Source organism: Anaeromusa acidaminophila DSM 3853 (assembly GCF_000374545.1).
Lineage (GTDB): Bacteria > Bacillota > Negativicutes > Anaeromusales > Anaeromusaceae > Anaeromusa > Anaeromusa acidaminophila.
In genome coordinates this window covers 127659-146821 of the sequence record NZ_KB894590.1, presented here as the reverse complement: position 1 = coordinate 146821, position 19163 = coordinate 127659, and the positions used below count along the sequence as shown (strand labels likewise).

General features: G+C 49.2%; 14 protein-coding genes. 3 read left to right on the top strand and 11 right to left on the bottom strand.

The genetic code is table 11. The annotated features are described in order from the left end of the window. Window positions 1–793: 793 nt before the first annotated feature. Together mnmL and C508_RS18175 are read right to left on the bottom strand one after the other, a co-directional pair. Window positions 794–1756 carry a tRNA modification radical SAM protein MnmL/YtqA gene (gene mnmL / locus C508_RS0108455; RefSeq protein ID WP_018703121.1) on the bottom strand — a complete coding sequence of 321 codons (963 nt, stop codon included), beginning with the start codon at window positions 1754–1756 and terminating at the stop codon, window positions 794–796. Further along, window positions 1746–3473, bottom strand: coding sequence for a B12-binding domain-containing radical SAM protein (locus tag C508_RS18175; RefSeq protein ID WP_018703120.1), 1728 nt, complete (start codon window positions 3471–3473; stop codon window positions 1746–1748). Before C508_RS18175 ends, mnmL begins: the two co-directional genes overlap by 11 nt. A 124-nt stretch (window positions 3474–3597) precedes the next feature. Here C508_RS18175 and pepF point away from each other — a divergent pair, with 124 nt between their 5' ends. Beyond that, window positions 3598–5472 carry an oligoendopeptidase F gene (gene pepF, locus C508_RS0108445; RefSeq protein WP_018703119.1) on the top strand — a complete coding sequence of 625 codons (1875 nt, stop codon included), beginning with the start codon at window positions 3598–3600 and terminating at the stop codon, window positions 5470–5472. 225 nt (window positions 5473–5697) lie between these two features. Here pepF and pckA read toward each other — a convergent pair whose 3' ends face one another. From pckA to C508_RS0108420, 5 genes are all read right to left on the bottom strand, one after another. After that, entirely contained in the window at window positions 5698–7260 is a 1563-nt protein-coding gene (pckA, locus tag C508_RS0108440; protein ID WP_018703118.1) for a phosphoenolpyruvate carboxykinase (ATP), read from the bottom strand. A 140-nt stretch (window positions 7261–7400) separates the two neighbouring features. After that, complete coding sequence (thrC, locus tag C508_RS0108435; RefSeq protein WP_018703117.1) at window positions 7401–8900, bottom strand: threonine synthase; 1500 nt, start codon at window positions 8898–8900, stop codon at window positions 7401–7403. 46 nt (window positions 8901–8946) lie between these two features. After that, window positions 8947–9621 carry a B3/B4 domain-containing protein gene (locus tag C508_RS0108430; protein WP_018703116.1) on the bottom strand — a complete coding sequence of 225 codons (675 nt, stop codon included), beginning with the start codon at window positions 9619–9621 and terminating at the stop codon, window positions 8947–8949. A gap of 14 nt (window positions 9622–9635) precedes the next feature. Next, a complete protein-coding gene (ybaK, locus tag C508_RS0108425; RefSeq protein ID WP_018703115.1) occupies window positions 9636–10118 on the bottom strand; it encodes a Cys-tRNA(Pro) deacylase in 483 nt (160 codons plus the stop codon). Window positions 10119–10218: 100 nt separating this feature from the next. Beyond that, window positions 10219–10479: a CPF_0552 family protein gene (locus tag C508_RS0108420; protein WP_018703114.1), complete on the bottom strand. Its 261-nt coding sequence runs from the start codon at window positions 10477–10479 to the stop codon at window positions 10219–10221. 166 nt (window positions 10480–10645) lie between these two features. On the opposite strand from C508_RS0108420, the gene nadE reads away from it, so the two are divergent. After that, the gene (gene nadE, locus C508_RS0108415; RefSeq protein ID WP_018703113.1) at window positions 10646–12535 is read left to right on the top strand and encodes an NAD(+) synthase; all 1890 of its coding nucleotides are present in this window, start codon (window positions 10646–10648) and stop codon (window positions 12533–12535) included. Window positions 12536–12540: 5 nt separating this feature from the next. Beyond that, the gene (locus tag C508_RS0108410) at window positions 12541–13104 is read left to right on the top strand and encodes a GNAT family N-acetyltransferase (RefSeq protein ID WP_018703112.1); all 564 of its coding nucleotides are present in this window, start codon (window positions 12541–12543) and stop codon (window positions 13102–13104) included. 10 nt (window positions 13105–13114) lie between these two features. On the opposite strand, the gene C508_RS0108405 is transcribed toward C508_RS0108410, so the two are convergent. From C508_RS0108405 to C508_RS0108390, 4 genes are all read right to left on the bottom strand, one after another. Next, window positions 13115–13468 carry a hypothetical protein gene (locus tag C508_RS0108405; protein ID WP_018703111.1) on the bottom strand — a complete coding sequence of 118 codons (354 nt, stop codon included), beginning with the start codon at window positions 13466–13468 and terminating at the stop codon, window positions 13115–13117. Window positions 13469–13479: 11 nt separating this feature from the next. After that, entirely contained in the window at window positions 13480–15048 is a 1569-nt protein-coding gene (locus C508_RS0108400; RefSeq protein ID WP_018703110.1) for a hypothetical protein, read from the bottom strand. 132 nt (window positions 15049–15180) lie between these two features. Continuing rightward, the gene (gene nagZ, locus C508_RS0108395; protein WP_018703109.1) at window positions 15181–16332 is read right to left on the bottom strand and encodes a beta-N-acetylhexosaminidase; all 1152 of its coding nucleotides are present in this window, start codon (window positions 16330–16332) and stop codon (window positions 15181–15183) included. 15 nt (window positions 16333–16347) lie between these two features. Further along, window positions 16348–19119 (bottom strand): cation-translocating P-type ATPase, encoded by a 2772-nt coding sequence (locus tag C508_RS0108390; protein ID WP_018703108.1) that lies wholly within the window; start codon window positions 19117–19119, stop codon window positions 16348–16350. Window positions 19120–19163 lie beyond the last annotated feature (44 nt).

The following is a 19163-nucleotide window of genomic DNA, read 5'->3' as shown; positions in this document are numbered from 1 at the left end:
CACTGCGCCCTTTCGAGTGCTTATATAGATTAACATGAATATTTCCACTTGTCAATCTATCTTTGCTTATTCCGTTTCGCTCTTTCGCTTACGCGTTTTGCGCTCCGGCCTCTCGCGGCGACAGGTGTTATAATACCACTTTGCCCTTATCGTGTCAACGCCTTTTTACAAGGAATTTTACGGTTTACCAAAATCGCTTCACTTCATCGTGTGCGGTTTGGGGAAGAAAACGAATACAGAGCAACAGCAACGCAAAGGGAAAACATAAGATACAAGGGGATTGAACAAGAACGTACGACGATGGCCCATGAGACGCTTCATGGAATATAAGCCTACCGACCTGTAGAAACCTCAAATAAGGGACGCCTGCAGAAATACCGCCGCTCTTTTAAGCGGCCCTAACGTAGTCTGACGGCAAAGAACCTTCCTGTCATATAACAGGATTCAATTAGTGGCTCTACAAAAAAATAAAAGGGGCCGGTTCCAAAGAACCAGCCCCTTCTATTTTCGGCGTTGCTTAGCAGTATGTTTCGATGTATTGTTCAGTCAGTTCGTCCAACGTTTGCCGCAATTGAGAAATGGTTTGTGCATTGAAAGAATACTCGTGCAGATCTGCGCTGTGAACCAGCGATGAGACTTTGCGAATACGTGCCAACAATTCGAGTTTTTCCATTTTCTTCTTTCACACCTCGTTTGAATTAAATCAAAAAAGTAAAATCACAACGTTTTTGATTTTAACAAGGTTTTCCAGCAATGTAAATGCCTTTATCAATTCACGCAACTGCAAGTTTTTTCAAAAAACTCCAAATTTCTTAGACACGGCGGCGCCGTTCAAATAATGGCAGCAATCCCCCTGCTGCAACCCCCGTTCCTTCATAGTTGCATGAATCTCATCGCGAATCTTCCACCAGCCAGTCTGCCAATTACTAAATAAGGTATGGCTCTCCGGCGCCCGCCCCAGAAGACGCTGCACTACTATATCGGGATGCAGATATTGCAAAAATAAAATGACCCTCTCCATATATTCTTCCATAGAACATAATTGAATGCTTCCTTCTTCATACCACTGAGCCATTTGCGTCCCTTTAACAATATAAAGCGCATGCAGTTTTACCTGTTCCACCCCCAGCGCCGATAACACCTTCGCATTCTCCACCACATCCCGCCGCTCATCCCAGGGCAAATTCAAAATCAAATGAGTACAGCATTCCAAGCCAAAGCGGTGCAGTCGGCAAACAGCATCCAAATACTCTCCCAACGAATGGCCGCGGCCAATTTTATAAAGGGTATGATAGTTCACGGTTTGTAACCCCAGCTCAACGCTGATATCTACGTGATACGCTTCTTTAATATCTTGCAGCACTTCCAGGTGCGCGTCGCTGACGCAATCCGGCCTGGTCGCCAAAGCCAAGGCCACCACGTCGTCTTGGCATGCTTCGATTAAATAGCGCCGCAGTTCTTCAGGCGGTAAATAGGTATTACTGAAATTTTGAAAATAGGGTATGAATTTATTGGCTTTATATTTGCTGGAAATATGCTCGCGATTGGCCGCCAACTGCCGCGCTACCGTCCAGTCCGCCGGCAAATTTTCATATCCAGCGCCAATAGAACCGCAAAAAACGCAGCCTTCGTTGCCGCAAGTCCCATCACGATTGGGGCAAGTTACAGGCAGGCTAACGGGCAGCTTATATACTTTTTCGCCATAACGTTCTTTTAGATACTGCGAATAGCTGCGATAAGGCAATTCATTCTGCATCCAATTGCACCTCCTGGGCTGAGCTTCCCGCTGGAAGATCGTAGCGAACTAACCAATTAAGCCGTTCCATTCGCCCGTCAGGCCCTGAAAAAAAGAGGAATTCTAAATGGTACTTTCGTTTCAGTTCCCTCCAGCTGCCAAAGGCATACTCCGGAATATATCGCCGTACCGCTTCTTCATTACGCCAAAAAGCCTGTTTTTCATCTTCCCACTCGGGACCATTCCACTTTAATTCTGGCGGCCGTTGCTGTCCGCCATCGCTAAGCAGCGCATCCAGCCGCAGCCACTCGCGCAATACAGCTTGCTTTTCTCCCCCCCAGCGCCATTGGGCGTAAGCCAGCAAATTCCGGTACCAACCGCGTACGCCCATCGCCGCCAAATCCAAGCGCTGCTCATCCCAGTATTCGGCCATATTGCTAAAGCAGGCAAAAGCGTCTTGCTGCCAACAAGCAAGCAAATAGTTCAGAGCCTGCTGAAAACGTCCTCCATTATATACATGCTCTACAATGTCCTCCATCAGGTGCAGCTTGCGAATTTCTTCCGCCGACATGGCATTGCTCGCCAACACCGTATATGGCGGTTTTTGCAAAAAGCGATATTGGTAGGCTGCCGCCCTCTGCCGCAATCCAGAAGCAGGCAGCATTTTCAAGAAACCCATTTGCAGCATATGCGGCCGTAAAGCAAACACTTCATTAAAAGAGCGGTGGAATTCCCGCCATCCCTCATACGGCAGACCTACAATCAAATCCAGATGCAAGTGCATATTGTTTTGTTTGCGTAAAAAAGCCACGGCCTGCTGCAGTTTTTCCCAATAATTACGCCGTTGGATTTCCTCCAGCGTCGGTTCATGGGTAGATTGCACGCCTATTTCAAGCTGAAACCGTCCTACAGGCACAGAAGCTAAAAACTCCAAGTCTTCCTGTTCCAGCAAGCCCGCAGCAATTTCAAAATGAAAATTGATGTCCCCTTCCAAAGAAGCCAACCACCGCCACAATGGCCGATAGTGATCTTTGCGAGCATTAAAGGTGCGGTCTACAAATTTAATTTGCTTGACGCCGTGACGCAAGAAGAACAAGATTTCTTCTTTTATGCGAGCCAGCGGCAAATACCGAACCCCGTCCTGGGCGCTGGAAAGACAGTATTGACAGGAAAAAGGACAACCGCGCGTTGTCTCGTAGTACAAAATCCGCCCTTGGAGCGAAGCCATTTCTTCTTCTTGGTAAGGAAAAGGAAGCTGCGCCAAGTCCGTCTGCGCTTGCGGTCCGCCCTGCACCACAATTTTCCCTTCCTTGCGCCAAGCTACTCCGGTTACTGTTTCCGCTTCGCGTTTTCCCGCACAAACCTCCAGCCACTGGGGAAAAGCCGTTTCGCCTTCCCCTAAAATAACGGCGTCCGCTCCAGGCATAGCCTCCAAGGCTTCTTGCGGCGTAAAGCCCACTTCCGGTCCGCCCAAGACAATCTGCGCCTGCGGCAAAACCTGCTTCAAACTATCAACTAACTCCTCCACTAAGGTTCGGCTCCAAATATAACAGCCAAGAGCCACCACATCCGGACGTTCACGGCAAATATCCCCTAAAACCGTCAACAACTCCTGATTGATGGAGTATTCCTTTAAGACCACATCATACCCCAATGCTTTGCTGCACTCCCGCAAATACCGCAGGCCTAAGGACGTATGAATATATTTTGCGTTTAACGTTGTTAAAACGATCTTCATTGCGTTCACCTCACCCTGAAGTGTATCGCAAATCAGCACAGAGAGCAAACCTTCCCTCTAAGCAGGACTTTTCTCCGCAAGAAGAGAATGAAATTCGAAGACTATCCTTTGAAGGAGTGAACTCATGAAAATGAAATTAGTATCTTCTCTTTTACTTGGCTCTTCCTTGTTTTTCAGCGCCGCAGACAGCGACGGTATCGCTCTCGCCGCCTCAGAACCAACCTCCGCTGACTGGCGCTGGAACCTTAACGACATCTACGCAAACGAAGCCGCTTGGCGCCAGGACGCCGCCGCCCTCAAGGCCCTCTTGCCAAAGCTGACCGCTTATAAAGGACATTTGCAAGATCCTGCTGATTCACTGTCGGCAGCATTGCAGCTTAAAGATGAAATTGGCCAAAAAAGCAGCCGTCTTTACGCTTACGCCCGCCTGCATAGAGACCTGGATAACGCAGACAGCCGTTATCAAAGCATGACCAGCGAAATGGAAGCGCTCTTGGCCGAAGCTGGCGCTGCCAGCGCTTTCATCGAACCGGAGCTTCTCGAATGGCCCGCAGGAGCATTAGAGAAAAAAGTGCAAACCGATGCTCGTTTAGCCCCCTATGCCTTTGGCCTGCGGGAACTGGAGCGGCAAAAGCCTCACGTCCTCAGCCAAAAAGAGGAGGAACTTCTGGCCCGTTTTCAAGAATCCTTTGCCACACCTGCCACGGTTTTCAATATGCTGGCCCGCGCGGACATGCGCTTTCCAGAAACGTTGACAGACTCTGGCGAAAAATTACCCTTAAGCGAAGCGCGTTACAATACCCTCATTCGCTCTCCGCAGCGCGAAGTACGCAAGGAAGCCTTCGAGGCGCTGTTCACTACCTATCGTTCCTACCGCAATACGCTGGCTAGCACCTTAAGCGGCACCATCAAAAACCATGTGCTAAACGCCAAAGCGCGCCATTATGATTCGTCGCTGGATGCTTCTCTTGCACCGCATGCCATTCCGGCCACTGTATACGACGGCTTAATTAGCACCATCCACGAGCATTTACCAGCGCTGCACCGTTTCATAGCGTTGAAAAAGCAAGCCCTGGAGTTAGAGGAAATTCACATGTATGACCTCTACGCTCCGGTTGGTGCATTGCCGCCGCGCAAAATCACTTACCCGGATGCACAGCAGCTCGTCAAAAACAGCTTAACCGTCATGGGACCGGCGTATCTGGAGCAATTGGATCAGGCGTTTACCTCGCGTTGGCTGGATGTGTCGGAGGGAAAGAACAAGCAAAGCGGCGCGTATTCTTGGGGCATCTACGGCGTGCATCCTTTTATTCTGCTCAATTATCAAGGCCGCAGCGAAGATGTATCTACGCTCACCCATGAACTGGGCCACGCCATGCACAGCTATTACAGCCAAAAACATCAACCCTACGCTACTTCCGCATATACCATTTTCTGCGCAGAAGTCGCCTCTACTACTAACGAAATCCTTTTGCTTAATTATCTTTTAGCGCAAACCACAGATCGTCAAGAACGCATCGCCTTGTTGCATCAGTATTTAGAGCAAGTACGAGCTACTGTCTTCCGTCAAACCTTGTTTGCAGAATTCGAACGCACGGTGCACAAGCAGATGGAACAAGGACAGCCGCAAACAGCAGACTCCCTTTCCAAACTCTGGCTTAATCTTAACCGCCAATATTATGGCCCCGATCTGGTTCTGGACGAATGCTTGGACATCGAATGGGGACGCATCCCTCATTTCTATCGTCCTTTTTACGTTTACCAATACGCCACAGGCTACGCTGCCGCTACAGCGTTAGCGCAAGGTCTAAGCAGCAACGACCCGCAGGCGCAGACGCGCTACCTGGCTTTCTTGCGCAGCGGCGGTTCCGATCATCCTGTAGAACTGCTCCGCCAAGCCGGCGTCGATATGAGCACCCCGCAGCCTGTAGCAGTAACCATGGCCCAATTTTCTTCCCGTCTGGCTGAGCTGGAACAGCTTTTAAGCCAGCAGCCTTAAACATGAGATTACGAAGGATCAAAAAGGAGAATCGAAATAAAACTTTTTTGCGTCTTTCATGTATTTCGCGGTTCGTTATCATAGTCCCTACAATATATTATCCAACCGCGGAAATCGCGAAAAGCACGAAATTATGAATTTTAAAATGGAAAAAGAGCAGTCTCGAAGGAGACTGCTCTTTTCGTATGACCTTTTCTATGCAGTTGTGATCCATATGCCTGACGCTTACAGAGTAGGTCCTGCGGCAATAATTTCCGCCGGCATCGCACCGGAAAACTTGTGAAAATTATCTTGGAATCGCTCTGCCAAACGACGAGCTTGTTTATCATAATCAGCAGCATATTGCCAGGTTTTTCTGGGGTCCAGCACAGACTCCGGAACTCCGGGACAAGAAAGAGGAATCTCCAGATGGAAGATAGGATCCGCTTTAAATTCCACTTCATCCAACGTTCCTGAAAGGGCCGCCGAAACCATCGCTCTCGTATAAGCCAATTTGATACGATTTCCCACGCCGTAAGGACCGCCGGACCAACCGGTATTAATCAGATAAACACGAGTCTGATGCTGCTCCAGCTTTTCACCTAAAAGCTTAGCATATACTAAGGGGGACAAAGGCAAAAACGGAGAACCAAAGCAGGTGGAAAAAGTAGCCTGCGGCTCCTTAATCCCCCGTTCTGTTCCTGCCAGCTTGCTTGTATAGCCGGACAGGAAATGGTACATCGCCTGCTCTTTAGTCAAGCGAGAAATGGGAGGCAATACGCCGAACGCGTCTGCCGTTAAAAAAATCACCGTATTCGGATGACCCGCCACGCCGGGGATCAGCGCATTAGGAATATAATCGACCGGATAGGCAGTACGACTATTTTCTGTCAGCGAAGCATCATCATAATCTGGCAAATGAGTCTGCGCGTCTAGTTTTACATTCTCCACCACACTGCCGAAACGAATGGCCCCCCAAATTTCCGGCTCGCTTTCAGGTGTTAAATGAATGCATTTTGCATAACAGCCGCCTTCAATATTAAAAATGCCATTTTCATCCCAAGCATGCTCATCGTCACCAATCAATTGTCGATGCGGATCCGCGGAAAGAGTAGTCTTGCCTGTACCGCTCAACCCAAAAAAGAGAGCTGTATTGCCGTCTTCTCCGGCATTCGCGGAACAATGCATAGATAAAATGCCTTTTTGCGGCAGCCAAAAATTCATGACCGAAAAAATAGCCTTTTTCATTTCCCCTGCATAATGGGTACCGCCAATCAAGACTACATTTTCATGTAAATTAACAAGGATAAACGCTTCCGAATTTGTCCCGTCAATGGCAGGAATAGCCCGAAAACCCGGAAGACATATTACCGTAAAATCAGGCTCTGCTTCAGGCGCTCCTTCTTCTGGTCGTATAAAAAGCTGATGTACGAAAAGATTCTGCCAAGCCAGCTCATTAATGAAACGAACTGCTAAATGGTGCCCTGCATCAGCGCCAGCAAAACCATCAAAGACAAAAACGTCTTTGCTTTGCGCATAAGCTAGCATGCGTTGATACAAACGTTCAAAAGCTTCCGGCGAAAACGCGGAGTTGTTTTCCCAGTCAATTTTCCCATGTACTTCCGGGCAATCTACCACAAATTTATCCTGCGGAGACCGTCCCGTATATTTGCCGGTAGTCACGCTCAAAGCCCCGTTTGCCGCTAAAACTCCCTCGCCGCGACGTATGGCTTCTTCCACAAGAGCTGCCGGAGCCAAATTACGATGCACACGCCCTACCACCTGTAAAACTTCCACACTGTGTTTCATCTTTTTACACCTGCCTCGTCAGTATAGTGTTGCGTCTAGTTCCCTCCCCATTTTCGCGAGAAAAACGTTTTTATAACACTATATCCATTCGGCAAAAATACATAAAACACCTTTTATTTTTATTTTTTTGTAAGAAAAACTTATTTTATCAGCAACTTATAGACCATGCTTTCCATTTCGGCTGCCGGACATTCCTGAGAGTGCCTGACAGCCTTGGCACGCAAAGAAGCAAGCCCTTCGGGAATTGCAAGCCCCGTTTTCGTCGCCAGCGCCTCTAATAAAGAAAACTCATCGGAAGCACCGCGCAACGTCTCCGGCGCCAATGCTTCCAGCACGCTGGAATTGAACTTGAAGGGGCTGGCGGTAGAAACTACTAAGAGCACTCGATTATCGCCCGTTTCCTCCTGATAGCGCTCCGCCACCTTCCAGGCAACGGCTGAATGCGGATCCAATACATAGCCATGTTGTGCATATACCGTTTTTATGGTGTCTTGCGTGGCCGCATCATCCACCCAATCCGCCCAGAATACGTCGCGAATGCCGTCCCAAGCTGCGCCATGGACATCATACAAGCCTTCCTCTTGCAGCGATTTCATCCACGCTGCAACTGCCGCCGCATCTTGACCTGATACATGGTATAGCAATCGTTCCAAATTGCTGGATACCAAAATATCCATAGACGGAGAAATGGTTTTGTGGAAGGGACGCCGCCGATCATAACGGCCTTCCCGTAAAAACTCGGTCAATACATTATTATTATTGGAAGCGCAAATCAACTTGCCTAACGGCACCCCCATCAAGCGAGCGTAATAAGCGGCCAAAATATTGCCAAAATTACCGGTCGGCACAACCACGTTGATTTCTTCTCCGAACTGCACGTTCCCCTGCTTGACCATATCTAGGTAAGCGCTTACGTAATATACTACTTGCGGCACCAGGCGTCCCCAATTAATGGAATTAGCCGAAGACAGACGAATCCCCGCCTTTGCTAATTTGGCCGCCGCCTCTTTATTTCCGAAAATTTCCTTGACGCCGCGCTGCGCGTCGTCAAAATTTCCTTCTACGGCGACCACATCCACATTGCCGCCTTCTTGTGTAACCATTTGCAGGCGCTGCACTTCGCTCACACCGCCTTGGGGATAAAAAACAATCATAGCCGTATTCGGCACGTCTTTAAATCCCTCAAGAGCCGCCTTGCCGGTATCGCCGGACGTAGCCACCAAAATTGCTACGGTATCGCGAATATTGGTCTTTTTCAGAGATGTTGTAACCAAATGAGGCAGCAATTGTAACGCCATATCTTTAAAAGCGCTTGTCGGTCCGTGCCATAGTTCCAGGACGGCTTTTTTCTCCGCCACTTTCACTACCGGCGCAATATCGCAATGCGAAAATTGTCCCTGACCGTAGGAACGACTCACGATCTCTTGGAGTTCCGCTTCGCTAAAATCCGTCAAAAAGCAGCCCAAAACCGCTTTAGCCCGCTCCTCATAGGATGCATTCTGCAAAGCCCTCAACTCGTCGGGGCCTAATGTCGGCAGTCTCTCAGGTACAAATAGTCCTCCATCATCGGCCAACCCTTGGCAAATCGCCTCCGCGGATGTAACCCGGATGTCCGCATTTCGTGTGCTTTGATACATCATAAATTGTCTTCCTCCTCTATTCTCCTGCATCCGGCAATATCCGCCTCTATTCAACAGCGGCAATACCTTTTTCTACCAGTATGCCTCCATTATACCTCATCAGCATTTCCGCCGTAAAATCAAGCATAGCTGCTAATTCTTCCTTGCTTTCTTCCTCATCGGCATAAATAACGCAAAGCAGCCGTTCAGTGCTTAATGTAACAGCCGTTCTCCGGCTGTCACTGCTTGGGTTGCCAAATATGTCGTCAGCGTCGCATAAGTAAGGCCTGTGCCCGGCTTGAATCGTATGACCCGCAATATTGGTATACGCCCCTTCGCCGACAATCCGATACATCACGCAGTCGCCTGCAATTTTATCTAAGTCATACAACCCAAAGGGCAGCAAATATTTTAATGAGCAAAAGTTGTTCACATCTACTGCACTATTTACAAAGTACAAAGAGCGATTCTGAAGCACCCGTCTCACCAGCGCCTCCGATGCGGGACGATAGCGAGACGGATCCACCGACAGTTTTTTATACATATTGCGCACCGCCATGATTTTAGGCACTTGCGGCAGCACATTCATCTGGTATCGTTCCGCCATTTCCGCCTGTAGCTGTGTAATCTCCCTGCTCAGGGCTGGAGGCGTTCCCTTGACGCTAACGCCATTCAGTATCAAATATCCCAATTGGCAATACGGCAAACGCTCGCCAATCGTTTTGTCAATTTGTATTTTCATTAGCCCCTCCGCACTCAACTCTCCGTTGCAATACGGCATACCGCCGCCTTGGTTGCCAAAATCAGATCCTGCGGCGTTAGAATCATCTGACAGCCGCGCACACCAGCGCTGACAGCAATTTTCTCTTGCTCCACCGCTGTTTCATCTAAATATACCGGATAGTTTTTTTTAGTTCCCACAGGCGAGACTCCGCCGCGAATATAGCCTGTCAGTCCCTGCACTTCTTTTAGCGGAACCATTTCCACCCGTTTATTACCGCTCGCTTGGGCCAACGCTTTTAAGTCCAACTCCGCATTGGCGGCAATACAGGCCAACAGGACACCATTTTTATCGCCTCGCGCTACCAAGGTCTTAAAAACCTGTTGCGGCGCCATGCCTACTTTGGCCGCTACAGAGGGCGCGCTTAAATCGTTTTCATCCACCTCATACGGCTTCAGCTCATAGGAAATATGCTGCTGCTCCAGCAGCCGGACGGCATTCGTTTTTTTTTGTTTCATCTACTTACTTCTCTCCATACAGTATAGCTCTTTTTTCATCACAAAAAAGCAGCAACACAGAAATCCGCGCTGCTGCCTTCCGTTTTCAAGAGCGCTTTTTCTATAAATCCAGCTCCATTGAGTTTACCTTTACCGTTGGAATTTGCAGCAAGTCCTGCGTTAATTGCCGTATAACCGCGTCATCACCGAATAATTGCAGCAAAATCAAGCCTTGATTGCTGCATACGTCAGCCGATGCCTGATGCAGTCCCAACCGAGTTCGAATATGACACCCGAAACGAGTCAGCACTTCCTGTACTTTTGTCGCCGTTTCCACTCGATTTTCCAAAATCACAGCCATCACGCTTGTCTTCTCAGCCATACTCTGACCTCCTTGCAGTAATTGCTTTCGCATATACTTATACAATTCCTCTCGAAATTCCTGCCTTTTTCAAAAGAAAAGTCGTTCCTTATAGCGAATCAGCAGGACATCTTTCCGCGACAGCGAAATTTATAGGCTATGTTAGAACAGAAAGGAGCCTACTTACGTGCCTATTATCGCCCTTGCACAAATGCAGGTTCACCCAGGACATCCGGCTAAAAACCTCGCATGTATGCTGCAGCTTATTAACGAAGCCCGTCAAAAAGGTGCGGCTCTCATTGTATTCCCTGAAATGTCGCTCCCTGGATATCTGCTGGGAGACGTCTGGGAACAGCCCGCCTTTCTCCGCGACTGTGAAGCTTGCGGCGCCGAAATTATCGCTGCCAGCCAAGATATCACTGTTGTCTTCGGCAATATAGCTATCGATTGGCAGCGTCGCAACGAAGACGGCCGCCCGCGCAAATATAACGCTCTTTTTGCAGCTAAAGACGGTCGCCTGATAGCGCCGCCGCATTCTCCCTACCCTTTTGTCATTAAAACACTGCTTCCTAATTACCGCGAATTTGATGATAGCCGTCACTTTTTTGGTCTCCGACAGGTAGCGGAGGAACGAGGCCTTCCTTTAGAGGAGCTAGCTCAGCCGCTTTTATTGCCTATCGGGGATCGCATCTTTAACACCGCCTGCCTCATCTGCGAAGACGGCTGGGATGCAGATTATGCGGTTCAGCCTTTGCAACTGCAGCAGCGCTGCGGCAAGCTTGATCTTATTATCAATATTTCCAGCTCTCCCTTCACCCTGGGCAAAAACAACAAGCGCCACCGCGTTTTCGGAGCTCAGGCGGCAAAATATGAAGCGCCGCTTCTCTATCTTAACCAGGTCGGCCTGCAAAACAACGGTAAAACTGTGTATACTTTTGACGGCAATAGCAGCCTTTATGACGCTCAGGGACGTCTTCGTTATAGTGCGCCTGCTTTTGAAGCAGGTTTGCACATCATTTCTTTAGAAAATCTGCCCACTCAATTTCCCGCTATGACACCGGATGATACAGGAACGATTGTACAGGCTTTGCGTTATGGCATTCGTCAATTCCTGCAGCAAACCGGTATTTCCCGCGTAGTCATCGGCGCTTCCGGCGGCATCGACTCTGCTGTCACCGCAGCTCTCTATCGCTCTGTGCTAGAACCAGAGCAATTGTTTCTCATCAATATGCCCAGCCGTTTTAATTCGGCCACTACGAAAGATTTAGCCGCCCAATTGGCGCAGCGCCTGGGTTGTTATTACGCTGTCATACCGGTACAGGATTCCTTAGAGTTAACAATGAAGCAATTCAGCTCGCTCCGCTGTCAGAACAGTCCCTTGCCCTTGCCGGATCTAACCCCCTCGTCCTTTGTCCAGGAAAACATTCAAGCCCGAGACCGTTCCAGCCGCATCCTGGCAGCGGCCGCAGCCGCCTGGGGCGGCGGGTTTACTTGCAACGCCAACAAAAGCGAGCTTACCGTGGGTTACTCAACGCTGTACGGCGATCAAGGCGGCTTTCTCGCCATATTAGGCGACTTATGGAAATACCAAGTTTATGATGTCGCTCGTTTCCTTAACGATTGCGTCTACCAACGGGAAATCATCCCTCAGGCCACCATCGACCTGGTCCCCAGCGCCGAGCTGTCTGCAGCGCAAAACGTAGATGAGGGCAAGGGAGATCCTCTTATTTATCCCTATCATGACCGTTTGTTTCACGCTTTTATGGAACGTTGGCAGCGCGCCACGCCGGAAGATGTATTGGCCTGGTACATTGATAATACGCTAGCCGAACAACTTGGCTGCCCTACAGAATTACTTAAATTGCATTTCAGCAACCCTGCCGTTTTCATTGCTGACTTGGAACGTTGGTGGAATCTTTACAGCGGCATGGGCGTAGCCAAGCGCATTCAAGCGCCTCCCGTCTTGGCCATCAGCCGCCGTGCGTATGGCTTTGATCATCGTGAAGCGCAAAACGGCCCCTACTATACCCGTCGTTATTACCAACTAAAAGAACAATTATTAAAAGAAAGAAGGTAATACACATGCTTCGTGGACATCGAGTCACCTTGCGCCCCATCTGTGAAGAAGATTTGTCTCTGCTTTGGCGCCTTGGCAATGATATTAATGCTAAAGGCAGCTATTGGCCCGCTGAAATCTATACCGAAACCGAATTGAAGCAAAAATTTAATGAGCATGGCCTCTGGCAAGATACTGCCGGAACCATGCTCATCATAGACGCTCAAACCGACCGTCTGCTGGGCGAATTATACTATTTTAAAGGCCTCCTCTACCAAGCTGGCTTAGAAGTCGGCTATCGCCTATATCGCCCAGAAGACCGTGGCAAAGGCTATATGACCGAAGCATTGCAGCTTTTCATCGCCTTTCTCTTTGCATCTCGTCCTCTGCCCCGGCTGCAGCTAAATGTCTTAAAAGGCAACCAGGCCAGCCGCATTGTGGCCGAGCGCTGCGGTTTTCAGTACGAAGGCACGCTGCGTCAAGCGGTCTTCCATATGGGAACGCATCTGGATCTGGAAATGTTCTCTATGCTTCGTACTGAAGCGCCTTCGCTGGAAGCCCTCCTAAAAGACTTGGCCGCTAAAAAATAGCGCTTAGGACTTACCGCAGCCGCAGAAAGAACCACCCCAGCAAGGAAGCAATCAATACAATAAAGAAGACTGGCAATAAAAATACAAATATCGCCCCCAAGGCGACTATCGCCAGCAAAGCCTTCCACCACCAGCCGCCGCCAAACAGCCGAATCTGCTTCACATACACGCCAGATGGCCGGCTTTGTTGATAGGAGGAGCGTTGCTCCTCTCTTGCGGCGCCGTCATTGCCGATCTCAATAGTTTCTCCTGCAAAAGATCGCCGCTCCTGTCGGCTCAATACGCGCACATCGCCTTGTCCGCACTGCGGGCAAGGCTTATTTATATCTTCTTTAGGCGCTCCGCAAAATTCACATACCGTCACAGCACATCCTCCTAATCCTGCTCCCAAGCCTCGCCTGCTACAACAGACACTAACCCCTGTTCATTGAGATAGCGTACATCATAGCCAGCAAGCTCCAAACTGTGGCATAACTGTTCATAATTTTTTTTCAGCAGCGTATGAGATACATCCAAAAAATCGCTAATCATTCCGGCCTGAATATGATCGAAATCATTAATGCCGCCAAACGCTAAAAGCAATGCGCCTCCCCAGCTTTCAGGGCGTCGATAGCGAGGCTGTCCCTCTACCAGGCAGTAATGCCGCCACATTGTTTCGATCATTTCTACATCATAATGCGACAAGCCAAAAATCGGGGCCACTTCCTTGACAATTTCCACTACTGGCGATGTTTCCTCCGTCTCCGTTGCAACCGGAAGTTTTGCATGTCCCGTCAGCTCCGGCAATACCTGAAATCGTTCTCCATTCGCCATCTGCATAACTAATTGGCGCACCGCCGCCGCATGGCGGCAAAGGAAGGCGTCCATAGAGTCAGCTTGATTCTGACAAGAACACCACTCTTGCATACGCTGCACCTCAGTTTGAATGCGTCGCTGCAAAGCGCGGCTTGTTTCATAAGAAGTGAAATGACAAACATAGTTAGCCATTGATGCTGCTCCGGTCCGCACATGTCCTAAAAACAGAAACCCTTTCCAATCTAAGCCAAAGCCAGGCATCGGCATATGAAACGTCGTTTCCCTCAATAAGTCAATGCATTCTACTGTTTCCGCATCGACCACTCGATTTACATAAAAAACAGTAAATTGCGATTGCGCCATATCCTCAAGCAGCGCCACTTCTTCTGCTGACAAGTTGGCTTCGTTATGGATTAAAAAATGCCGAATCGGCTGCCGATCATTACGCAGTAAATGATAGTCAAAAAGAAAAAAATCCCAAAACGAAGTCCAAAAAGCATCTCGCTGCGGCCCCTCTTCCGGAGCCAGCATGGACTCGCCTCCATATAAGAACACCGCTCGGTTAATATCTTCCTGAAAGACTGCATTTTGGAAATAGCCGCTCATACGCGTATAAGCCCTTTCCAACAGATCGGCGACACGCTGGGCTGTTTCCGCCAAGCCAAACTGTTGCTGGTTGCGCCGCACGACTTCAACAATATCTAAACCTTTCGCTTCCGCAAAGCCCACCGCAGGCAAATCCAACAATTGCAGGCGTCCGCCTTCAACCATGCGCTGCGCCGCCTCCCGAACGCCTGGGGCTCCATCAATATATTTCTTTCCTTCCAAATAATCGGCCAAATCATACAATGTATTCAGGAAGGGCCGAACAGAGGACAATTTCAAGGTGAACTCTTCCTCTTGCACAGACAGCCATTCTACTGCCAAGCTAACTTGAACCGCCCGCAGATCTTCAAAAAATACAATATCTGCAAACATCATGTATAACAGTAAGCGGCGTACATTTTGCCACTGTTCCATCAACTCGGTTGCATTTTTCCCCTGCCAGGCCAACTGGCGTAAAAATCCATCTACACATTCCTGCGACAACGGAGTTAAATGCGGCGCTTCATCATAAAAAGCTTGAACCTGAGCATATACATTATTCATACGTCGGCACTTCTTTCTCTTAGAGAACCACGGAATACGTACTTACAATTCCCTAAAAATATAGTTACGTTGCCATTATATCACTCTCGTTCCTAAACGAGAAGATAACAATCCTCCGAACAGCATTGGCATCTATTCCCGCAGCAGCGCCAAAGAAAGTTTTGCTCGTAAAACGCGCCGTACCGCTTCATCCAGGCTTCCAGGAGAAAGACGACCTTCTTTAACCGCTTCCAATAAGCCTGCGTATACTTGCTTTTGGTTCTCTGCATGGTGACAAACAAGCAGCACATCCGCTCCTGCCGCCAAAGCCATGACCCCCATCTCACGAAAGGAGTAAAGCGAGGTCATAGCTCCCATTTCTAGGTCATCCGTCACAACCACTCCCTCAAAGCCTAGTTGTCTGCGCAGAACTCCCTTAAGTAAAATTTCCGAAACACAGGCTGGCTTCTCAGCATCATAAGCAGGATACCGCAGATGCGAAACCATAATCAACGGCGGCTGCACCTCAAAATCTTTAATCAAGCTGCGAAAAGGAGCCAAATCCTCTTGCTCTAGTACATCCCGCCCTGCGGTAATGTCGGAAATTTCCTGGTGCGGATCCTTAGGCGCCTTGCCTATGCCCGGAAAATGCTTCAACGTACAAAGCATGCCTTCTTTACGGTAGCCTACTACAGCCGCCCGCGCCAAACGAGTTACTTCAGTCGTTTCATTGGCAAAAGAACGTTCCGCCCCCAGGCCGATATCTACCACAGGTGCAAAGTTTACATTAAACCCCATGCGTATAAGTTCACGCGCATTTTGCGCCGCCCATTCTTCCACCTGCTCGGCACTGCCTTGCAAGCCTAATTGCGCCTGAGACGGCAGCGACAGCACCTGCTCTCTCATGCGTAGCACTCGTCCGCCTTCTTGATCTACACTAACAAAAAGAGGAAGGCGGGGCGATTGCGATAGCGTCTGTTTCTGAAAAGCCCCAATAAGAGTCTTCACTTGGTCTGGATTTTGCATGTTACGATCAAATAAAACAACGCCGCCTGCATGCAATTCCCTCAGTTGTCCTAATGTCTCCGCATCCGCCTCGGTTCCCTCGATGCCGACCCACATCAACTGACCCACTTTTTCTTCCAAGGTCATCCCTTGCAGCAACGCTTCTACTTGCACCTCTTGAGATACAGACTCCTTTGACCCCGCCGCTGTTTCTCCCAAGCCGCCATTCACTACGCCCAAACACAACCACAGCAAAATCGCACCGATTGCTCTGCTACGCTTTTCTTTTCCGCCAAACAAAAGTCCACCCTCTTTCTACTTCATGCAATACCGTCGCATTTCCTCCATAAGAATCAAGACCATAGGACAAATCAACAACAGCAGCAAATTCTCCCCTGGCAACGGTTGCGTAAGAAATACCGCAGCCACTGCCGGAATATAAACCAACGCCATGGCAAGAAGCGCTTCTGTTCCTAAACCGAATAAAATAAGCAAATTACTGCGCAACGGCAGTTCCCATATATGCATTGTTTCTGAGCGACACACCAGGACATTCCCCATCTGGCAAGCAATAATGGCCAGCATCGCCATCGTCGTAGCCTGCTGATATACGGCTGCAAGCTCAGGCACCGCCATATTAGCAAGCAAGGCGGCCATAGCTTGCTGCATATCTCTCATCACATAGCCTTGCTGATACCAAACCAGAAAAAATGCCGCCATCGATAACACGGCTTCAATAAGCCCTAAATAGCAGTACGCATGTAGTACTAGCTTTTGATTCAGTAAATTTTCCGCATAATCAGAAGGCCGTTTCTGCAGAACTCCTTTTTCCGGAGCTTCCGCTCCCAAGGCCAAAGCAGGCACCATATCGGTGCCAATATCAATCGCTAAAATCTGCAAGATATTCAACGCTGGAGGGATTTTTAAAAAAATCATCGCTAAAAAAGGCACCAGCTCTGGAATATTAGAAGCAAGGATATATTTCATGAATTTGCGGATATTGTCATAAATAGCCCGCCCCTGTTCAATTGCTTTCACAATGGTAGCAAAATGATCATCCAGCAGCACTATATCCGCCACTTCCCGCGCCACATCGGTTCCGCCCCTCCCCATGGCAATGCCAATATCTGCCGCCCTTAAGGCCGGAGCGTCATTAACGCCATCACCGGTCACAGCCACCACATGTCCTAATGCTTGATAAGTCTCGACAATTTTCAGCTTATGTTCCGGATTGGTCCGGGAAAAGATGACTGGCTTCTTATTCTGCAGCAGCGCCTGTAACGAAGCTGCTTCCATCGCCGCTAGTTCCGCTCCAGTTACCAGAACCGCCGAATCTTTTACTAACCCAATTTGCCGACCAATCGCTTCCGCCGTCAGGCCGTAATCACCAGTAATCATGGTCACTATAATGCCCGCCTCCCGGCAAGCGCCAATCGCTTCGGACACATCCGGCCTCGGCGGATCCATCATGCCGGCCAACCCTACAAACACCAGCTTCTCTTCGCCTAACGTCTCGCCACTCGCTCCTTCGCGATACGCAAGAGCCAAGACCCGCTGCCCCTCTCGGGCTAACGAGTCATTCATCTTCCCTATTTTTTGCCTTGCCTCTTCGTCCAGCTCCTGGACGCCATCCCTCATCCTCATGTATGAGCAGCATTTCAGAGTCTCCAAGGGCGCTCCCTTAACCATAAGTATCGTTTTCCCTTGGGGAAAACACGCATGACTTAAGTTCGTCCCTTGGGTACTCATCATTTTCCGCTGCGAATTGAACTGCTTGGTTTTCCGCTGCCCAAATTGCTGTTGCAGCAATTTGGGTATTTGCCCATTTTTGGCTGCCGCGACCAACAGAGCTACTTCTGTAGGATCTCCTTTAATCGCCCAGTGGCTGCTCTGGTTTTCATCCTCTTCAATCTGCGCATCAGAGCAAATGCTTCCAATTGTCAGCAGTAGTTCCAATTGTTCCCGTTCACTTTGCCCCTGCATGGTCACTGCGCCTTCTTTTTCATAGCCATTGCCGCTAAATAGCGCGCTTCCCTCCGGCAGCCAGACTTTTTTTACCGTCACTTCATTCATCGTCAAAGTGCCGGTTTTATCGGTGCAAATAACACTTGTTGCGCACAACGACTCCACAGCGGAAAGTTTGCGCACCAATGCATTCTGCTGGGCCATGCGCTGCACACCAACCGCTAAGGACAAGCTCACCGTCGGCAGCAAGCCTTCCGGGACATTAGCGACAATAATGCCAATGCAAAAGATAAAGCTGGAACGCAAATCAATGTCCAAAAGCCATATCGCTAATACAAACACCAGCAGACCCATAGACAAGGCCAGAACCGTAATCAGACGCACTACTTTTTGGACCTGCAGTTCTAAAGCGCTTTTCTGCCGCACAATGCCCGCCGTCAGTTTGGTGACTTTTCCCAGTTCCGTTTGGCGGCCAACAGCATACACCACAGCTATGCCACGTCCAGCGCTGATCATAGTCCCGGCAAACAACCGATTGCCTAATGCTCCTTCACCATCATCATCGAATTTTGCCAAAGCACTGCATTCTACCGGCAACGACTCTCCTGTCAGCAAGGATACATCGACAAATAAGTCTTCCGCTTCCAACAACCTCGCGTCTGCAGGCACATGATCGCCGGCCTCTACAAGCAAAACATCGCCAATGACCAGTTCGTCCGCTAAAATCTGAAGCAGATTTCCATCCCGATATACTTTTACTCGACGCGGCAACATGGCCGACAAAGCGCTAAGGGCTTTATCAGCCCGATATTCTTGCCAAAAACTAAAGACGGCATTTAGCACGATAACCGCCCACGTAGCCCACCCTAGCTCCGGCATATCAACCACAAAGGCCAGAATGCCAGCCAGCCAAAGCAGCAACGCCATAAAGTGAGTAAACTGCTGTAAGAATAATTTTCCCAGCGATAAAGAAGCCGCCTTCGGCAGCTGATTTCTACCATAACGACGAAGCCGTTCCGCTGCTGCTTCTTTTGTCAGCCCGGAGCGACGCGTTTCTAATAGGTTCATGACTTCTTCGGCTTGTAAATAAGACAGTTTATTTACATCATCTACATGCATCATAGACCGCCTCCGTCTTTCAGGCGCGTATCCAAGCCGCCTGCCAA